The organism is Polaromonas eurypsychrophila (genome assembly GCF_014641715.1).
Classification (GTDB): Bacteria; Pseudomonadota; Gammaproteobacteria; order Burkholderiales; family Burkholderiaceae_C; genus Polaromonas; species Polaromonas eurypsychrophila.
In genome coordinates, this window is the sequence record NZ_BMIG01000004.1 from 15,670 (window position 1) to 31,771 (window position 16,102).

The 16,102-nt window shown below is 62.0% G+C and carries 15 protein-coding genes; 1 reads left to right on the forward strand and 14 read right to left on the reverse strand.

Annotated features, from left to right (window positions below; all coding sequences use genetic code 11):
* Positions 1–106: 106 nt before the first annotated feature.
* The 8 genes from IEX16_RS06685 to IEX16_RS06720 form a co-directional block, all read right to left on the reverse strand.
* Positions 107–502 (reverse strand): RidA family protein, encoded by a 396-nt coding sequence (locus IEX16_RS06685; protein WP_188707585.1) that lies wholly within the window; start codon positions 500–502, stop codon positions 107–109.
* Positions 499–942, reverse strand: coding sequence for an acyl-CoA thioesterase (locus IEX16_RS06690; RefSeq protein ID WP_188707586.1), 444 nt, complete (start codon positions 940–942; stop codon positions 499–501). The genes IEX16_RS06685 and IEX16_RS06690 overlap by 4 nt, the downstream gene beginning before the upstream one ends.
* Positions 939–2,561: an AMP-binding protein gene (locus IEX16_RS06695; RefSeq protein WP_188707587.1), complete on the reverse strand. Its 1,623-nt coding sequence runs from the start codon at positions 2,559–2,561 to the stop codon at positions 939–941. Before IEX16_RS06695 ends, IEX16_RS06690 begins: the two co-directional genes overlap by 4 nt.
* Positions 2,558–3,727 (reverse strand): acyl-CoA dehydrogenase family protein, encoded by a 1,170-nt coding sequence (locus IEX16_RS06700; RefSeq protein WP_188707588.1) that lies wholly within the window; start codon positions 3,725–3,727, stop codon positions 2,558–2,560. Before IEX16_RS06700 ends, IEX16_RS06695 begins: the two co-directional genes overlap by 4 nt.
* A 1-nt stretch (position 3,728) precedes the next feature.
* Positions 3,729–4,583, reverse strand: coding sequence for an enoyl-CoA hydratase family protein (locus IEX16_RS06705; RefSeq protein ID WP_188707589.1), 855 nt, complete (start codon positions 4,581–4,583; stop codon positions 3,729–3,731).
* Positions 4,580–5,062 carry a MarR family winged helix-turn-helix transcriptional regulator gene (locus IEX16_RS06710; RefSeq protein WP_188707590.1) on the reverse strand — a complete coding sequence of 161 codons (483 nt, stop codon included), beginning with the start codon at positions 5,060–5,062 and terminating at the stop codon, positions 4,580–4,582. The genes IEX16_RS06705 and IEX16_RS06710 overlap by 4 nt, the downstream gene beginning before the upstream one ends.
* A 56-nt stretch (positions 5,063–5,118) precedes the next feature.
* Positions 5,119–7,419, reverse strand: coding sequence for a bifunctional salicylyl-CoA 5-hydroxylase/oxidoreductase (locus IEX16_RS06715; RefSeq protein WP_188707591.1), 2,301 nt, complete (start codon positions 7,417–7,419; stop codon positions 5,119–5,121).
* A gap of 283 nt (positions 7,420–7,702) precedes the next feature.
* Positions 7,703–8,443: a 2OG-Fe dioxygenase family protein gene (locus tag IEX16_RS06720; RefSeq protein ID WP_188707592.1), complete on the reverse strand. Its 741-nt coding sequence runs from the start codon at positions 8,441–8,443 to the stop codon at positions 7,703–7,705.
* A gap of 119 nt (positions 8,444–8,562) precedes the next feature.
* On the opposite strand from IEX16_RS06720, the gene IEX16_RS06725 reads away from it, so the two are divergent.
* Positions 8,563–8,862: a DUF1840 domain-containing protein gene (locus IEX16_RS06725; RefSeq protein WP_188707593.1), complete on the forward strand. Its 300-nt coding sequence runs from the start codon at positions 8,563–8,565 to the stop codon at positions 8,860–8,862.
* A gap of 132 nt (positions 8,863–8,994) precedes the next feature.
* On the opposite strand, the gene IEX16_RS06730 is transcribed toward IEX16_RS06725, so the two are convergent.
* From IEX16_RS06730 to IEX16_RS06755, 6 genes are all read right to left on the reverse strand, one after another.
* Positions 8,995–10,005, reverse strand: coding sequence for a Bug family tripartite tricarboxylate transporter substrate binding protein (locus tag IEX16_RS06730; RefSeq protein ID WP_188707594.1), 1,011 nt, complete (start codon positions 10,003–10,005; stop codon positions 8,995–8,997).
* Between the two features lie 164 nt (positions 10,006–10,169).
* Positions 10,170–11,156 carry a tripartite tricarboxylate transporter substrate-binding protein gene (locus IEX16_RS06735; RefSeq protein WP_188707595.1) on the reverse strand — a complete coding sequence of 329 codons (987 nt, stop codon included), beginning with the start codon at positions 11,154–11,156 and terminating at the stop codon, positions 10,170–10,172.
* Between the two features lie 264 nt (positions 11,157–11,420).
* Entirely contained in the window at positions 11,421–12,668 is a 1,248-nt protein-coding gene (locus tag IEX16_RS06740; RefSeq protein WP_188707596.1) for a phenylacetate--CoA ligase family protein, read from the reverse strand.
* Positions 12,669–12,677: 9 nt separating this feature from the next.
* Positions 12,678–13,499 carry an ABC transporter ATP-binding protein gene (locus tag IEX16_RS06745; protein ID WP_188707597.1) on the reverse strand — a complete coding sequence of 274 codons (822 nt, stop codon included), beginning with the start codon at positions 13,497–13,499 and terminating at the stop codon, positions 12,678–12,680.
* A gap of 123 nt (positions 13,500–13,622) precedes the next feature.
* Positions 13,623–14,939, reverse strand: a complete 1,317-nt coding sequence (locus IEX16_RS06750) for an ABC transporter substrate-binding protein (RefSeq protein WP_188707598.1) — start codon at positions 14,937–14,939, stop codon at positions 13,623–13,625.
* 73 nt (positions 14,940–15,012) lie between these two features.
* On the reverse strand, positions 15,013–16,089 hold the full coding sequence (locus IEX16_RS06755) for a branched-chain amino acid ABC transporter permease (protein WP_188707599.1): 1,077 nt from the start codon (positions 16,087–16,089) through the stop codon (positions 15,013–15,015).
* Between the last annotated feature and the right edge of the window lie 13 nt (positions 16,090–16,102).

A 16,102-nucleotide genomic window follows, 5' to 3' on the forward strand; every position in this document is an offset into this window, starting at 1 on the left:
TCTTATGCCAGAAAAGCGCCGCTTGTCGCGGGGTGTGTACGGGCCGCCACACGCCCCCGTCGCCGAACTGGATGGGGCGATCGGCCCTCAAGCTTTTTCAGTCTTGTCAGTCGGGCACAACGGCCGTGACTTCAATTTCGATGCGTGCCCGCTCTTCGACCAGGGCAGAAACTTCCACACAGGTCATGGCCGGAAAATTTTTGCCCATGACTTCGCGGTAGGCTGCACCCAGCTCTTTGAGGCGTGCAATGTACTCCACCCGGTCCACAACATACCAGGTCATGCGGACCATGTGTTCGGGTCCAGCACCGCCGGCCTGCAACACCGCCAGGATGTTCTGCAGCGCCTGCCGCGTCTGGGCGATGAAGTCATCGCTTTCAAACTGCTGCTGTGCGTTCCAGCCGATCTGGCCGCCCACAAAAATCATCGCCCCGCCCGCCATCACGCCGTTGGCGTAACCTTTGGGCTCGGCCCAGCCGGCAGGTTGCAGCAGTTTCATCATGGTTTGTCTTCCTTTGTTATATCGAGATATGGCTGTAAGGCCGCGCGCAGTCCGTCCGGAATAGGTCGCACCTTGCCATGCGGTATTTCCGAACACACCACCACGGTGGTTGCGATCAATTTCAGTACCTGGCCCTTGTCTGGTGGACTTGAACAGCTATGAATTTCATAGTGCATGCCGATGCTGGCGTTGCCGATGCGGCTCAGGCCCAGGCTGATATCGATCTCGTCGCCGTAGCGGCACATGCCGAGAAATTCGGTTTTGAGGTCCACGATGGGCACACCCACACCGCAGGCAATCAGCTCGTATTCCGGATGGCCAATGTGCGCCAAAAAGTCTTCCTGCGTCTCATGCAGTAGGTAGAAATACTGCGGATAAAAAACAATGCCGGCTGGGTCGCAGTGGTGGAACCGGATTTGCTTGCGGACCGAGAACTTCATGGCTGGCGCAGCTTGAAGCGCTGGAGTTTGCCGGTCTCGGTGCGCGGCAGGCTGGCCACGAAATCGAGTTGGCGCGGATATTTGAACGGCGCCAGGTAAGCCTTGACATGGTCCTGCAGCAGTTTGCGCATGGCCTGATCAGCGGCCTGGCCGGGTTTGAGCACCACAAAAGCCTTGACCACCATGCCTCGTTCGTCATCGGGCACGCCGACCACCCCGCACTCGGCGACCGCGGGGTGTTTGAGCAGCGCGTCTTCGACCTCCGGCCCGCCGACGTTGTAGCCCGAGGTGATGATCATGTCGTCGGCGCGGGCCTGGTAGAAAAAGTAACCGTCCTCGTCCTGCAGGAAGGCATCGCCCGGATAGTTCCAGCCGTCCTTGACGTAGTTCGCCTGGCGTTCGTCGTCGAGGTAGCGGCAACCGGTCGGTCCGATCACCGCCAGCCTGCCGATGGTGCCGCGCGGAACTTCCCGGCCGGCATCGTCGACGACTTTGGCTGTGTATCCGGGCACCACCTTGCCGATGGCGCCGCGGCGTACCTCGGCCGGCGCGGCCGAGATGAAGATGTGGAACATCTCGGTCGCGCCTATGCCATCGGTCATCTCGATGCCAGTGGCCTCTTTCCAGAGCTGGCGCGTCGCGTCGGGCAGGCCTTCGCCGGCGCTGACGCAAGTGCGCAGCGTGGGCACACCGTGTTGTTTGGCAAAAGCCGCCATCTGGCGGTAAAAAGTCGGTGCGGTGTAGCAGATGGTGGCGCCGACCTCGTTGATCAGCTTGATCATGGCTTCAGGCGTGTAGGCGATGCTGGGGTAATACACCGAGGCGCCCGCCCACATCGGGAAAATCAGCATGCCGCCGAGCCCAAAGGTAAATGCCAGCGGGGGCGAGCCCATCACGATGTCGCCGGGCGTCGCCTTGAGCACGTGTCGCGGCCAGGCTTCGCAGGCGGCGAGCACGTCGCGGTGGGTGTGCACCGGAGCTTTTGGGGTGCCTGTGGTGCCCGAGGTGAAGGCCATCATGGCGATGTCGTCGGCCGAGGTCGGGCACGGTGTGAATTGCCCGTCCTTCGCGGCGACCAGCATGGCCAGCGATCCAGCTTCGTTGGTGTTGAAGGGCACGAGGTGTACCAGCACCGGGTTCAGGTCCTGAGCCGCCTGCAGTTCAGCCAGCAGGCCGGCATCGCACAGCGCCACGCTGGCCTGCGACTTGGTGATGACTTCGCCAAGCTCCTTGGCGCGCAGCAGCGGCATGGTGGCCACCGCGACCAGACCGGCCTGGACGACGCCCAGCCAGGCCAGCGCCATGCCGATGGTGTTACCGCCTCGCAGCAACACGCGGTTGCCGGGCACCAGCTTCAGGTCTTCGGTCAGCACCTGGGCAATGCATTTGACACGCTCATGCGCATCGGCATAGGTAAGTGTGGCCTGGTCAGAGCGCAGGAAAGGACTGTCTGACAAACCGTTTTTTTCGATGCGCTCAAACAGCACATCGACCAGGTTGGCCTGCGCATTGACCACAAGTTCGGGCAGGTCGTAGCGCATCTGCGGCCACTGTGCGGCTGGCGGCAGGCGGTCGTGCACAAAACGGTCGGTTTGCACTGACGGGGCGGGCGTGTTCATGATCGCAGCATCGCTTTGCCAATGATCAGTTGCTGGACTTCGGTTGCCCCTTCGTAAATGCGCAAGGAGCGGATGTCACGGTACAGGCTTTCGACCTTGGTGCCGACCTTGACGCCGAGGCCGCCGTGCATCTGTAGCGCCATATCGATCACGCGCTGGGCGTTCTCGGTCGCGGTCATCTTGGCCATGGCTGCCTCCGCAGTGATGCGTTTGCCGGCGCCGCGCGCTTCGCTATCGTCCCGCAGCCAGGCGGCGCGGTAAGTGAGCAAGGCGGCGGCGTCGATCAGTGCCGCCATCTCGCCGATTTTGGCCTGCGTGAGCTGGAAGTCGGCCAGGGTCTGGCCGAACATCTTGCGTTCACGCGAAAAACGCACGGCCTCGAACAGAGCACGCCGTGCCATGCCCAGCGCAGCGGCCGCGACAGAGGCGCGGAAGATGTCCAGGGTCTGCATCGCCAACTTGAAACCGCCGTTGAGTGCGCCCAGTTGCGCATCGCCGGCGAGTTGGCAATGCGCAAACTTCAGCGTGGCCAGCGGGTGCGGTGCCATCACCGCAATGTGTTCGCTGCTGTCCAGACCGGGGTTGCCGGCGTCGACGATGAAGGCGGTGATGCCGCGGGTGCCGGCATCCGTGTCGGTTTTGGCGAAAGTCACGTAGAAGTCGGCGATGTCGCCGTTGCTGATCCAGGTCTTGCTGCCATTGAGGGCCCAGCCGCCATCCGATGGGTCGGCGCGGGTTGTCATGGCGCCGGCGTCCGAACCGGCATCCGGTTCGCTGAGCGCGAAGGCGGCAATCTTGTCGCCTCGCGCCACCGCCGGCAGATAGGCCGCCTGCTGCGTAGGCGAGCCGGCCAAGGTGATGGCGCCGCTGCCCAGACCCTGCATCGCGAAGGCGAAGTCGGCCAGCGGTGAGTGGAAGGCCAGGGTTTCGCGCAGGACCACCAGCGCGCGCGAATCGAGTTTGTCGAGCGCACCGCCGGCGCTGCCGGGCACGCAGTAGCGCAACCAGCCGCCGTCGCCGAGCAGCCGCACCCACTGCCGGCAGGCGCGCCTGTCATCGCTTTCGTCCACCTGCTGAAGCGGCGCCCAGTCGGCCAGTTCCCGTCCCAGTGTCCGGTGCGTGTCGTCAAAAAAAGGCAGCGCGAGGTGGTCGATGGAGGCTTTCACATCAGTCTCCCTGGAACACCGGTTTTTGCTTGCTCGAGAAAGCTTCGTAGGCGCGCGTGAAGTCCTGGGTCTGCATGCAGATAGCTTGCGCCTGGGCTTCGGCTTCGATCGCCTGGTCCAGCGTCATGGCCCATTCCTGGTGCAACATGGTTTTGGTCATCCCATGTGCAAAGGTCGGGCCGGCGGCCAGCTCAGCGGCCAGCGCCAGCGCCTTGTCCAGCAGTTCGGCCGGTTCGTGCAGCGTATTGAAGAATCCCCACTGCAGTCCTTCCTGAGCGCTCATGGCGCGGCCGGTGAACAGCAGCTCGGACGCGCGGCCCTGGCCGATCAGGCGCGGCAGCAGGGCGCAGGCGCCCATGTCGGCGCCTGCCAGACCCACACGCGTGAACAGGAAGGCGGTTTTGGCCTGCGCCGTGCCCAGGCGCATGTCGGCGGCCAGTGCCATCATCGCGCCGGCACCGGCGCAGATGCCGTCGATGGCAGCGACGATGGGCTGCGGACAAAGGCGCATGGCCTTGATCAGGTCGCCGGTCATGCGGGTGAACTCCAGCAGTTCGGGCATGCTCATCTTTGTCAGGGGGCCGATGATTTCATGCACGTCGCCGCCGGAGCAGAAGTTGCCGCTGGCGCCGGTCAGCACAATCACCTTGACGTCGGTGGCGCTGTTGAGTGCGCGGAACAGGTCGCGCAGTTCGGCGTAGGACTCGAAGGTCAGCGGGTTCTTGCGCTCCGGACGGTTCAGGGTCAGGGTCGCTACGCCGTCCTTGAAAGCGTAGGCGAAGTGGCACGCTTGATACGCCGCCAGTGCATTGAACTGCGCGTGCATCGGATTGTTGGGGCCAATGTAATGTTTCATGCGTTTTCCATTTCCTGGTTCAGGTCGGTCTGGTGTTGCTTGACCTTGCCCAGCAGCTTGTGCAGGGTCTCGATCTCACGCGCCGACAGGCCGCCGAATGCCTGGACAATCCAGTCCTCGTGCTGGCGCGCCATGTCGTCAAAGGTCTTGCGGCCGCGTGTGGTCAGGCGCACGCGGTAGGCGCGGCGGTCGCCTTCAACGTCCACGCGTTCGACCAGGCCTTCGGTCACCAGCTGGTCGGTGATGCCGGTGACGTTGCCGCCGGTAACCATCATGCGACGCGACAACTCATTCATCTTCAACCCGTCCGGGTTGCGTTCAAGCTGGGCCATCAGGTCAAAACGCGGCAGCGTGGTTTCGAACTGCTCTCTCAGTTGCCCGCGCACCTGTTTCTCGATCAGCTGCGTGCAGGTCAGCAGGCGCAGCCACAGGCGCAGTGCCTCGGGGTGTTCGCGGTGTCCTCGTGCTTCCATGTCCATGGTGTTCTCCCGTTTGCTATGTTGTTGATAGCTGTTTGCGCTTGCTGGATATGGGCTCAGGCCTGTTTTTGCTTGGAAAGTTCACGGTATATCTGGTCCCGGCCGCTCAGGTAAGGTTTGGGCCAGTCCACATGCCGGCTCTGCAGTTTTGCCGCTTCATGCAGGGTCCAGGCCGGGTCGGCGAGGTGCGGCCGGGCAATCGCGCACAGGTCAGCGCGGCCGGCCGCGATGATGCTGTTGACGTGATCCACTTCTGAAATCGCACCGACGGCAATCGTCTGGATGCCAACCTCGTTGCGTATGCGGTCGGAAAATGGCGTCTGATACATGCGGCCGTACACCGGTTTGGCGGCGCGTGTGGTCTGGCCGGAAGACACGTCGATGAAGTCGCAACCCGCCGCCTTGAACAGGCGCGCAATCGCCACCGCATCGTCGGCAGTGTTGCCGCCCGGCGCCCAGTCGTGCGCCGAGATACGCACGCTCATGGGCAGGCGGACCGGCCAGACCGAACGCAGGGCCTCAAAAACTTCCAGCGGGTAGCGGCAGCGGTTTTCCAGGCTGCCGCCGTAGTCATCGCTGCGCAGATTGGTCAGCGGCGTGATGAAGCTTGACAGCAGGTAGCCGTGCGCACAGTGCAGTTCCAGCCAGTCGAACCCGGCCTCGGCCGCATACCGCGCCGATTGCACAAACTGCGCCTTGATGCGGTTCATGTCGCCCCGTGTCATCGCGGCTGGCACCGCATTGGTCGGGCCGTAGGAAACGGCGCTGGCAGCCAGCAGCGGCCAGTTGCCCTGGGCCAGCGGCTCGTCGGGGGCGTCCCAGCCGACCTGCGTCGAGCCTTTGGGCCCGCTGTGGCCGAGTTGCATGCCCATGCGCACACCCTCGCCCGCGCGGTGCGCAAAATCGACGATGCGTTTCCACGCCAGCATCTGATCTTCATTCCACAGACCCGGGCAGCCCGGCGTGATCCGGCCTTCGGGGCAGGGCGCCGTCATCTCGGCAAACACCATGGCCGCGCCGCCCAGCGCGCGTGCGCCCAGGTGCACCAGGTGAAAGTCCTGGGGCAGGCCGTCGATCGCGCTGTAGGTCGCCATGGGCGAAACCACAATGCGGTTTTTCAGGGTCAGCTCACGGACCTTTAACGGCAGCAGCATGGGCGGCGGCGCCGGTTTGCCATTGCTTTTGGCCAGCCACTGCTCGTAACCCTGCAACCAGGACGCGTCGCGCACCCGCAGATTTTCATGGCTAATTCGCTGCGAGCGGGTCAGCAGCGAATAAAAGAATTGTTCTGCATCCAGCCCGCTGTAGCGGTCCACGTTTTCAAACCATTCGGTAGAGTTGCGCGCGGCGTTCTGGATCTTCAGCACTTCCACAGAGCGCAGCGCTTCATAAGTCTCCAGCGCCTTCGCCGGCTCGGGTGTCTGCGCAAAACACTGGGTCAACTCGATGGCGTCTTCCAGCGCCAGCTTGGTGCCGCTGCCGATCGAGAAATGTGCGGTGTGAGCCGCATCCCCCATCAGCACGATGGGCACGTCCTTGCCACCGATGTTTTCGTGGTGCACCCAGCGTTGGCAGACCACACGCGGAAAACGGATCCAGATCGCCGAACCGCGCACATGGGTGGCATTGTTCATCAGGGCATTGCCATCCAGGTAGCTGGCGAACAGCTTTTCGCAAAAGGCGATGCCTTCTTCTTGGCTCATGGCATCCAGTCCGTGGGCCTTCCAGACCGCCTCTGGCGTCTCGACGATGAAGGTCGAGGTGTTGTCGTCGAACTTGTAGGCATGGGCAGCAAACCAGCCGTGCTGCGTCTGCTCGAAGGCAAAGGTGAAGGCGTCGAAGGTCTTGTGTGTGCCCAGCCAGACAAAGCGGCAGGCGCGCAGGTCCACGTCGGGTTTGTAGGTGGCGGCATAGCGGTTACGGATACGGCTGTTCAGGCCGTCGCTGGCGATCACGATGTCGGCCTGGTACTTCGCGGCGATCGCCTGGTCGTCCTGCACGTCGGTTTCGAACACCAATGCCACACCGAGTTCGATACAACGTTCCTGCAGGATGTTGAGCAGGCGCTTGCGGCCTATGCCGCAAAAGCCGTGACCACCCGAGCGCACCGAGCGGCCCTTGAAGAACACCTCAACGTCATCCCAGTGATTGAAGGCATCGCCGATCAATTGCGCGCTGACCGCGTCGGCAGTGCGCAGGTTGCCCAGCGTCTGGTCCGACAACACCACGCCCCAGCCAAAGGTGTCGAAGGGGCGGTTGCGTTCCACCACGGTGATCTGGCTGACCGGGTCCTGAAGCTTCATCAGCAGCGCGAAATACAAGCCGGCGGGCCCGCCGCCCAGGCAAAGGATGTGCATAAGACCTGTTCAATTTGATGGATCGAATCTTAATTGTTTAGGTTTAAATTATTTTCGTCAAGTGCTTTTGTGGACCCGGGCCTCATGGTTAACGCTGCCCCCGGAAACCTCCTCGGGGGCGGCATCCTTCGACAAGCTCAGAACGAACGGATAGACAATAACGACCGCAGAAGTTTCTCTTTGCAAGCAGGGGCCGCGGGCCCGGCTCTGCCGGCCCGCAGGCGCAGCGCCCTCTCGGGGGGCAGAGAGCGACACGCAGTGCGCGAACGTGGGGGCCTTATTTCTAGGGGGACTGAAAGTCACCCGCCCGGTAGGTCAGGACCAGAGTGTCGCGGTGACCGTCCACCGCGCCGGATTGCATCGGCAGGATGGGTGTGGTTTCGTGGATCACGCGGGCGTCGTCCAGCAGCAGGGTGGTCAGCGGCTCGTGCATCACAAAGCGCAGGCCGTGCGGACCGTTGGCGTCGAAAACCCGTGTTTCGCCGCCCTTGACGCCGCGCCTTGCCACCAGCATCACCACCACAAAGTCCACGCCGTCCCGGTGCGCGCCTTCCGGCGTGGGCCGGCCCACGCCGCCTGCAGTGTCGATGCGGAACTGGTGGGCCTCGATGAACCAGCGCGCCACCGGTCGCACCTGAGCGAACAATCGGCCGAGCCTGGACAGCAGCGTGGTCCAGGCCACTGCGCCTGCCACGGCCGGATCGACCGCTTCAAACCAGCGTTCGAATCCGCCATGCAGCGCGTTGTAGTCGGTGGGCTGCCAGTGCGCCCGGTGCGGCGTCTGAACCAGCGCGCCGTCGGCCAGGTTCTGGATAAAGCAGCTATGCCGGCGCTTGCGGTAGCGACCGCCATCTTTCAGATGGGCATCGGGCGGCAAATCGTCCCAGGAGGGAGTCAGCTCGGTCCAGCCTTGCAGCCAGCCCGGCGGCAGAGCCGCGCCCAGGTCTGAGGGTGACAACAGCCGCAGGCCGTCCTGACTCAGTGCCTGCGCGGCGGGTTTGGGGGCGGTCGGAATATTCAGCATAGGCCGGTATTTTGCGTCAGTGCGAAGCCGGCGTGGGGTGACGGGAAAGCAGCCTACAGACTTCTTTGGATGGCCGTCTCATAATCAAAAAGCCCCATACAACACCCAGGAGCTTTCTCATGCTGTACAAATTCAAGTCCAAAGCTGCCGGTGACCTGATCATGCTGGAGGCCAACGGCCGACGTGTTCTGGAGATCATCGGAAAGGACGCTGGCCCCAAAGGCATCATCCTGCCCGAGCAGATGCCGGCCGCGATGGCCGCTCTGCACGCAGCCGTTGCCCTCGAAGAGTCGCATGACCAGCAGGCCGAAGCACCGCCGCCCGGCGAAGGTCTGGGGTTGCGCCAGCGCGTCGTGCCCTTCATCGACATGCTGGAGCGCAACCACAAGGCGGGCCATGAGGTGGTATGGGGAATATAGGGCCCCCACGGTCGCTCACTGCGTGTAGCTCCCTGCCCCCCGAGGGGGCGCTGCGCCTGCGGCCCGGCTAAGCCGGTTCCGCGGCCCCTGCTTGAAAAGAAGGTCTTTCGCCGCGCCTGTGGCCCCGGCCTCTTAATCGACCTTCGCGCCTGAGACCTTCACGACCTGGGCCCACTTGGTGATTTCCGAGTCGATCAATTTGGCAAATTCCTGTGGCGTGTTGCCGCTGGGAATGGCGCCCTGAGCCAGCATTTTTTCCTTGATGGCCGGCGTGGCCAGTGCTTTGGCCACTTCCTGCTGGATGCGGCTGACAATCTCGGGTGGTGTACCGGCGGGTGCCAGCAGGCCAAACCAGCTGCTGGCTTCAAATCCCTTGAGCTTGCCGGCTTCTGCAACGGTTGGCAATTCAGGCATGGCACCGGAACGTTCGGCGCTGGTCACGGCAAAGGCCTTGAGCTTGCCGCCCTTGATCTGCGGCATCGCCGAGGGCAGGTTGTCGAACATCACGTCCACGTTGCCCCCAATCATGTCCAACAGCGCCGGACCGGAGCCGCGATAGGGAATGTGAGTCATGAAGATGCCGTTTTGCGACTTGAACAGCTCGCCGGCCAGATGGATGGACGTGCCATTGCCGCTGGAGGCCATGCTGAGCTTGCCGGGATTGGCCTTGGCGTATTTGACAAAGTCAGCCACGTTGTTGATGCCCAGCTTTGCCGCTTTCTCGGTGTTCATGACCATCACGTTGGGCACGCCGGCCACCAGGGTAATAGGTGCGAAGTCCTTTTGCGGATCAAACGGCATCTTCGCGTAGATCGACTTGTTGATGCCATGGGTGCCGACGGTGCCCATCAACAGGGTGTAACCGTCGGCCGGTGACTTGGCGACCAGGTCAGCGCCCACGTTGCCACCGGCGCCGGCACGGTTGTCGACCACGAAGGGCTGGCCAAAGGCTTTTGTCAGCTCTGGCGCCACGGCGCGGGCCAGAATGTCGGTGGTACCACCAGGCGCAAACGGCACCACGATGCGCACCGGCTTGTTCGGCCAGCCGCTTTGGGCGGCGGCTGGGGTTGCTATAAAACCGATAGCTGCTAGCGCAATACTGGTAAGGGCCAGGCGGCGATTTGACTTGAAAATGGGGTGCATGTGGATTCCTCTGCGACGGCGGAGTGGAGATGCACTACTTTAGCGCTCGGTGCCCAGCTTGGCCATCGGTGCAATCCCGCCCACACGCCGGGGGCAGCGTCAAGCGGACGGAAAAAAGCCACCCGGCTCGCGCGGGGTGGCTTGTCGGGAAACAGAAAATTGGATCAGTCAGCGAACTGCTTGGCGGCGTCAATCACCGGCTTGAGTTTGGCAATTTCGGCTGCAACAAAAGCCTTGTGAACGTCGGGCTCCACGCGTTTGTCGGTCACAATCACCGCGCCCAGGCCGTCCTGCTTCTTCATGAAGTCAGCATCTTTCAACGCGATCTTGAGTGCCGTGTTCAACTGGGCCAGAACAGCAGGCGGCGTGCCTTTAGGGGCATACAGACCGTGCCAGATGGTCAGGTCAAAGCCCTTGAGACCCATTTCCTGCAGCGTAGGGTAGTCCTTGAGCAGCTTGTGTTTGGACAGGGGCTTGGCAGTCGTCACAGCGAAAGCCTTGACGCGGCCAGCTTCGATCTGGCCGGTGGTGTTGGTGGTCTGGTCGCACATCAGATCAACCTGGCCGCCGACCAGCGCATTCATCGCCGGACCGGTACCGCCGAAAGGAATGGTGGTCATGGCTTCCTTGGCGTTGATCGCCGATTGCCACATCAGGCCACACAGGTGCGAGGCGGAACCCAGGCCAGCATGCGCAATGTTGAGCTTGCCTGAGTTGGCCTTGATGTAGTTTTCGAAGTCGCGGTAAGTGTTGGCCGGCAACTGGGGCTTGCCGATCAGAGTCATCGGCACTTCATTGATCATGCCGAGGTATTCGAAATCTTCCAGGGGCTTGTACTGCAGCTTGCGGTACAAAGCCGGCGCAGCCGCCATGCCGATATGGTGCAGCAGCAGCGTGTGCCCGTCCGGATTGGCCTTGGCAACCTTGGTCGCGCCAATGGTGCCGCCAGCACCGTTGACGTTTTCCACCACAAAATTGGCAGTACCGCCCATGGCCTTGCGCATGGCTTCGGCCAGGTCGCGTGCCACGCGGTCGGTCGGACCGCCAGCGGCAAACGGAACAACGATGGACACCGGCTTGGAGCCGGGGTAGGTTTGCGCATGGGCAAAGAGAGATGTCGCGGCCAGGGCGAGTACGAGCAGGCGTTTCATGAAGTAGTTCCCAGTGATTTATTTACATATCCAGTCTACAAAAGTACCAGATATTGTCCAGCGCGGGAACTACGTAAGTGCTATCACTCAGTCCCCTCAGGGGCATCCTTCGACCTTTCGGCAAGCTCAGGACAGGCCAAGCTCAGGACGATCGGAGGAAGACAGATGAGCGCGGGGCTCCCCTGCCTACCAGCCAGAGCCGCAGGCGCAGCGGTCCCCTCGGGGGGGGGCAGGAAAGCTACAGGCAGCGGGAGACCGTAGAGGCTACTTGTAACTACGTGCGTCTTCAATAACCTTGCCGTCATTAGGGAGGTTCCCCGGGGGCACCAGTTCAACATCGCCGCGCAATTTGGTGACGTCCCGGATGGCATCGCTGATCCGGCTTTCGAGCTCGCGGGGAAGCGAGGCGGCTTCCACTTTCAGGGTCATGTTGTCGTTGGCCATTTCCCCGGTCACAACCAAACGGGCCTTCAGCACTTCGGGGAAACGTCTGGCGATGTCGGCCACCTGGCCGGGGTGCACAAACATGCCGCGGATCTTGGTGGTCTGGTCGGCCCGGCCCATCCAGCCCTTGATGCGCGTGTTGGTGCGCCCGGTCGGGCAGGTGCCCGCCAGCACGGCAGACAGATCGCCGGTACCGAAACGGATCAGCGGATAGCTGGGGTTCAAGGTGGTGACCACCAGTTCACCGACCTCGCCTTCGGGAACCGGGTCGCCCGTGCCGGGGCGGACGATTTCCACGATCACGCCTTCGTCCAGAACCAGGCCTTCGCGTGCTTCGGTTTCGTAGGCAATCAACCCGAGGTCGGCGGTCGCATAACTTTGGTAGATGGCCATGCCATGCTCTGAAAACCAGTCGCGCAAGCTCGGCGTAAAGGCTTCGCCGCCGACCAGGCCTTTGCGGATGCTGGAGATGTCGCTGCCGGTCTCAAGCGCCTTTTCCACCAGGATGCGCAGGAAGCTGGGCGTGCCGGTGTAGCCGTCGGGCCGGAGCTCGGCAATGGCCTGCAGTTGTTGTTCGGTTTGGCCGACGCCCGCCGGAAACACTGTGCAGCCGATCGCGTGCAAGCCCGACTCCATGATGAACGCGCCGGGCGTCATGTGGTAGCTGAAAGCGTTGTGTGCCAGGTCGCCCGCGCGAAATCCTGCGGCGTACATGGCCCGGCCGGCGCGCCAATAGTCCGGGGTGCTTCCTTCGGGCTCGTAGATGGGCCCGGGCGAAGCAAACACGCGCGGCATTCCCGGCCCGCGCAGCAAGGTGGAGAAGCCGCCAAACGGATCACCGGGCCGGCCCGCATTCTGCAAATCAAACAACGCATGCTTGCGCGTGACGGGCAGGCGCGCCAGCGCGGTGCGGCTGGAGACGGCGGCGGCATCGATGCCGGCCAGCAAGGTGGTGAAGGCCCCTGCGACCTTTTGCGCGTGCGCCACCTGGCCCGGCAGCGCCGTCATCAAGGCGGCCTCGCGCTGCGCCGGGGGCCGGGACTCCAGAACGTCGAAAAACTTTGTCATAGGGCCCCCTCAAGCCAGCCAGCGTTTGCGGCGTTTGTAACTTTTCACATCCTTGAAACTCTTGCGCTCGCCACCGCCCACGCCGAGGTAGAACTCCTTGACGTCCTCGTTGTTGGCCAGGTCCCTGGCTGCGCCGTCCATGACCACCCGGCCGCTTTCCATGATGTAGCCGTAGTCGGCGTATTTCAGGGCCATGTTGGTGTTTTGCTCAGCCAGCAAAAAAGTGACTTTTTCCTTCTGGTTGAGGTCCTTCACAATGTTGAAGACTTCCTCGACGATCTGCGGCGCCAGGCCCATGGAGGGCTCATCTAGCAGCACCATGCTGGGGCTGGCCATCAAGGCACGGCCGATGGCGCACATCTGCTGCTCGCCACCCGAGGTGTACGCGGCCTGGGAAGTGCGGCGCGTTTTCAGGCGCGGAAAATAGTTGTAAACCTTCTCCAGATTGACCGCGACCTCGGCTTTGCTTTTGAGCGTGTAGCCACCGGTCAGCAGGTTTTCTTCAATCGTCAGGTGGGCAAAGCAGTGGCGCCCTTCCATCACCTGCACCACGCCGCGTTGTACGAGATCCGCCGGCGAGAGGTTTTCGATGCGTTCGCCGCGCAGCTCAATGGAGCCTTTGGTGACGTTGCCGCGTTCGCCCTGGAGCAGGTTGGAGACCGCCCGCAAGGTGGTGGTCTTACCGGCGCCGTTGCCGCCCAGGATGGCCACAATGCGGCCTTGCGGCACCTGCAGGGACACGCCTTTGAGCACCAGGATGACGTGGTTGTAGATGACCTCGATCCCGTTGACGTTCAGGACAATATCGTTGGCAATGTCGGGTTTTTCCATAAGGTGTTTCTGCTTGATTGGAACCAAACGGCAGCGCTGCAAGGGCCTCGAAGCGCTGGCGTTTGGCGGCTCGGGTGAGCCGCTTGCCTTCCGCCCGCCGGGCGGAAGGGCGGTTCTCAAATGTCAGGACTGGCAATCCGCAGCCGAGCGCCGCGTCAGCTTCTTCTCGGCGGCGTATTTGTCGGCAGAATTTTTCACCAGGGGGCGGATGACTTGCTCGTCAGCCTGCAGCCAGTCCGAGGTCCAGATAAACTTGCTACCGTCCCACTGGTGCACACGCGCCCATGCAGAGCCCATGTGGTCCACGCAGTTGGTTGAAACCGGGCGCATCACACCCTTGAACCCGAGCGCGTCAAGTTTGGCCTGTGTCAGGTTCAGGTTTTCATAACCCCACCGCGCCTGCTCACCGGTCATGACCTTGCCCTTGCCAAAACGCTCCTGGGCTGAACGTACGCCTTCAGTGGCCAGCAGGGCGCCCAGTACGCCGCGCATGTACAGCACGCTGCCGACTTCATCCTTGGGGCCGGTTCCCTGGCCTTTGGCATGCACTTTGTCAAGAATGTCCTTGACGACTGCGGAGTTGGGCTCGGCGCCGTGTTGCATCATGACAGCGCTATAGCCCTTGGCGCCCTGACCGATGTCTTTCAGATCAGGCTCTGCGCCAGACCACCAGGTACCGAACATTTTTTCCCGCGGATAACCGACGGCCTGGGCTTCCTTGATGGCGGTGGGTGTCATCACGCCCCAGGTTTGCAGAATCACGTAATCAGGCTGGTCCCTTCGGACCTGCAGCCAGGTGGCTTTTTGTTCCACGCCAGGCGCGGCGATCGGCAGCAGTTGCAGGGTGAAGCCGTACTGCGCTGCGCGTTCCTGCAGGATCGGCAGCAGCTCTTTGCCAAATGGACTGTCGTGGTAGCCCACACCGATTTTTTTGCCTTTGAGCTTGTCCATGCCGCCGGCCTGCTTGCCGATGTGCTGGAGCACCGTGTCACCGGCGACCCAATAGTGACCGATCAAGGGAAAATTCCATTTGAAAACGCCACCGTCGGCAGAATCGCTGCGGCCATAACCGGAGGTGATCATGGGAATCTTGTCGGCCGGGACTTTTTCAGTCAACGCAAAAGTGATGCCAGTGGACAAAGGCTGGAAGACGGTCGCACCGCCGTGTTTGCCCTTGAGCCGCTCATAACACTCCACGCCGCGATCCGTGGCGTAGGCGGTTTCACATTCTTCCACCAGTGTCTTGACGCCATTGATGCCGCCGCGCGCATTGACCAGCTTCATGTAGTCGTTGTGTCCGTTGGCCCAGGGTGTGGCATTGGGTGCCACCGGGCCCGTGCGCCCTGACAAGACCGGAAAAAACTGCTCCTTGGCCTGGGCGAAGGCTCCCGTGCCGAGGGTAGCCAGCACGCTGGCCAGAACGAGGACGCTAACTTTCATGCCTGTCTCCTTGAATTTGGCATCAGAAATGCCATGGGTTACGAACGAAAAAACAAAGTGCCATGCGCGGTGATCAATGCGGAAAAGGCCATAGGCGCATCTTCTGTTTGCCCACGCTCCACAGCTTGGCCAGACCATGCGGCTCCACAATCAGGAACCAGACGATGAGCGCGCCGAAAATCATGATTTCGGCATGCGCGACGGCAGCCGTTGAAATAGCGATTCCCACCAAATTACCCAGCGCAGGCAAAAACTGGTTCAGAAAAATCGGCAAAATCACAATAAAAGCCGCTCCAAAAAAGCTACCCATGATGGAGCCCATGCCGCCAATGATCACCATGAACAGAAGCTGAAACGAGCGGTCAATTGAAAACGCTGCTGGTTCCCATGAACCCAGATGCACAAAGCCCCAGAGGCCGCCGGCAACACCCACAATGAATGAGCTGACTGCAAAAGCGCTCAGCTTGGCGTACATCGGCCGAATACCAATCACTGCAGCGGCCACGTCCATGTCGCGGATGGCCATCCATTCCCGACCGACAGCGCCGCGCACCAGGTTCTTGGCCATCAGCCCGAAGACGATCAGAAAGCCCAGACAGAAGAGGTACTTGCTTGCGGGGGAGGTGATGGGCCAGCCCATCAGGCTGAGGTCCGACACCGCCACAGAGCCGGACGAGCTGTTGTTGGTGAACCAGCTGACGCGCAGGAAGGCCCAGTCGCAAAAAAACTGCGCAGCCAGCGTGGTGACCGCCAGGTACAACCCCTTTACCCGCAAGCTGGGTATCCCGAAAAACAGGCCCAACAAGGTGGCGAAGAAGCCACCGAGTAGCAGCGCGGCAATCAGCGGCATGCCATCAATACGCACATAGCAGTTGTACGCTGCATACGCACCCACCGCCATGAAGGCGCCTGAACCCAAGGATATCTGGCCACAATAGCCGACCAGGATGTTGACCCCGAGTGCCGCCAGCGACAGGATGACAAAGGGAATAAAAATCGCCCGCAGCAGGTATTCATCGGCGAGCAGCGGGATACCCACGACGGCGATGACAAACAACGCCAGTATGCCCAGCCGGTCCTGCGTGATCGGAAAGATTTGGCTGTCTGCCCGGTAGCTGGTTTTGAACTGGCCGTTTTCTCTGTAAAACATGGTATTTTTCTTG

Bases quoted from the DNA above. Each gene is read 5' to 3' on its own strand.
- IEX16_RS06685 (WP_188707585.1), bottom strand. From the start codon at position 502: ATGATGAAACTGCTGCAACCTGCCGGCTGGGCCGAGCCCAAAGGTTAC.
- IEX16_RS06690 (WP_188707586.1), bottom strand. From the start codon at position 942: ATGAAGTTCTCGGTCCGCAAGCAAATCCGGTTCCACCACTGCGACCCA.
- IEX16_RS06695 (WP_188707587.1), bottom strand. From the start codon at position 2,561: ATGAACACGCCCGCCCCGTCAGTGCAAACCGACCGTTTTGTGCACGAC.
- IEX16_RS06705 (WP_188707589.1), bottom strand. From the start codon at position 4,583: ATGAAACATTACATTGGCCCCAACAATCCGATGCACGCGCAGTTCAAT.
- IEX16_RS06710 (WP_188707590.1), bottom strand. From the start codon at position 5,062: ATGGACATGGAAGCACGAGGACACCGCGAACACCCCGAGGCACTGCGC.
- IEX16_RS06715 (WP_188707591.1), bottom strand. From the start codon at position 7,419: ATGCACATCCTTTGCCTGGGCGGCGGGCCCGCCGGCTTGTATTTCGCG.
- IEX16_RS06720 (WP_188707592.1), bottom strand. From the start codon at position 8,443: ATGCTGAATATTCCGACCGCCCCCAAACCCGCCGCGCAGGCACTGAGT.
- IEX16_RS06725 (WP_188707593.1), top strand. From the start codon at position 8,563: ATGCTGTACAAATTCAAGTCCAAAGCTGCCGGTGACCTGATCATGCTG.
- IEX16_RS06730 (WP_188707594.1), bottom strand. From the start codon at position 10,005: ATGCACCCCATTTTCAAGTCAAATCGCCGCCTGGCCCTTACCAGTATT.
- IEX16_RS06735 (WP_188707595.1), bottom strand. From the start codon at position 11,156: ATGAAACGCCTGCTCGTACTCGCCCTGGCCGCGACATCTCTCTTTGCC.
- IEX16_RS06740 (WP_188707596.1), bottom strand. From the start codon at position 12,668: ATGACAAAGTTTTTCGACGTTCTGGAGTCCCGGCCCCCGGCGCAGCGC.
- IEX16_RS06745 (WP_188707597.1), bottom strand. From the start codon at position 13,499: ATGGAAAAACCCGACATTGCCAACGATATTGTCCTGAACGTCAACGGG.
- IEX16_RS06750 (WP_188707598.1), bottom strand. From the start codon at position 14,939: ATGAAAGTTAGCGTCCTCGTTCTGGCCAGCGTGCTGGCTACCCTCGGC.
- IEX16_RS06755 (WP_188707599.1), bottom strand. From the start codon at position 16,089: ATGTTTTACAGAGAAAACGGCCAGTTCAAAACCAGCTACCGGGCAGAC.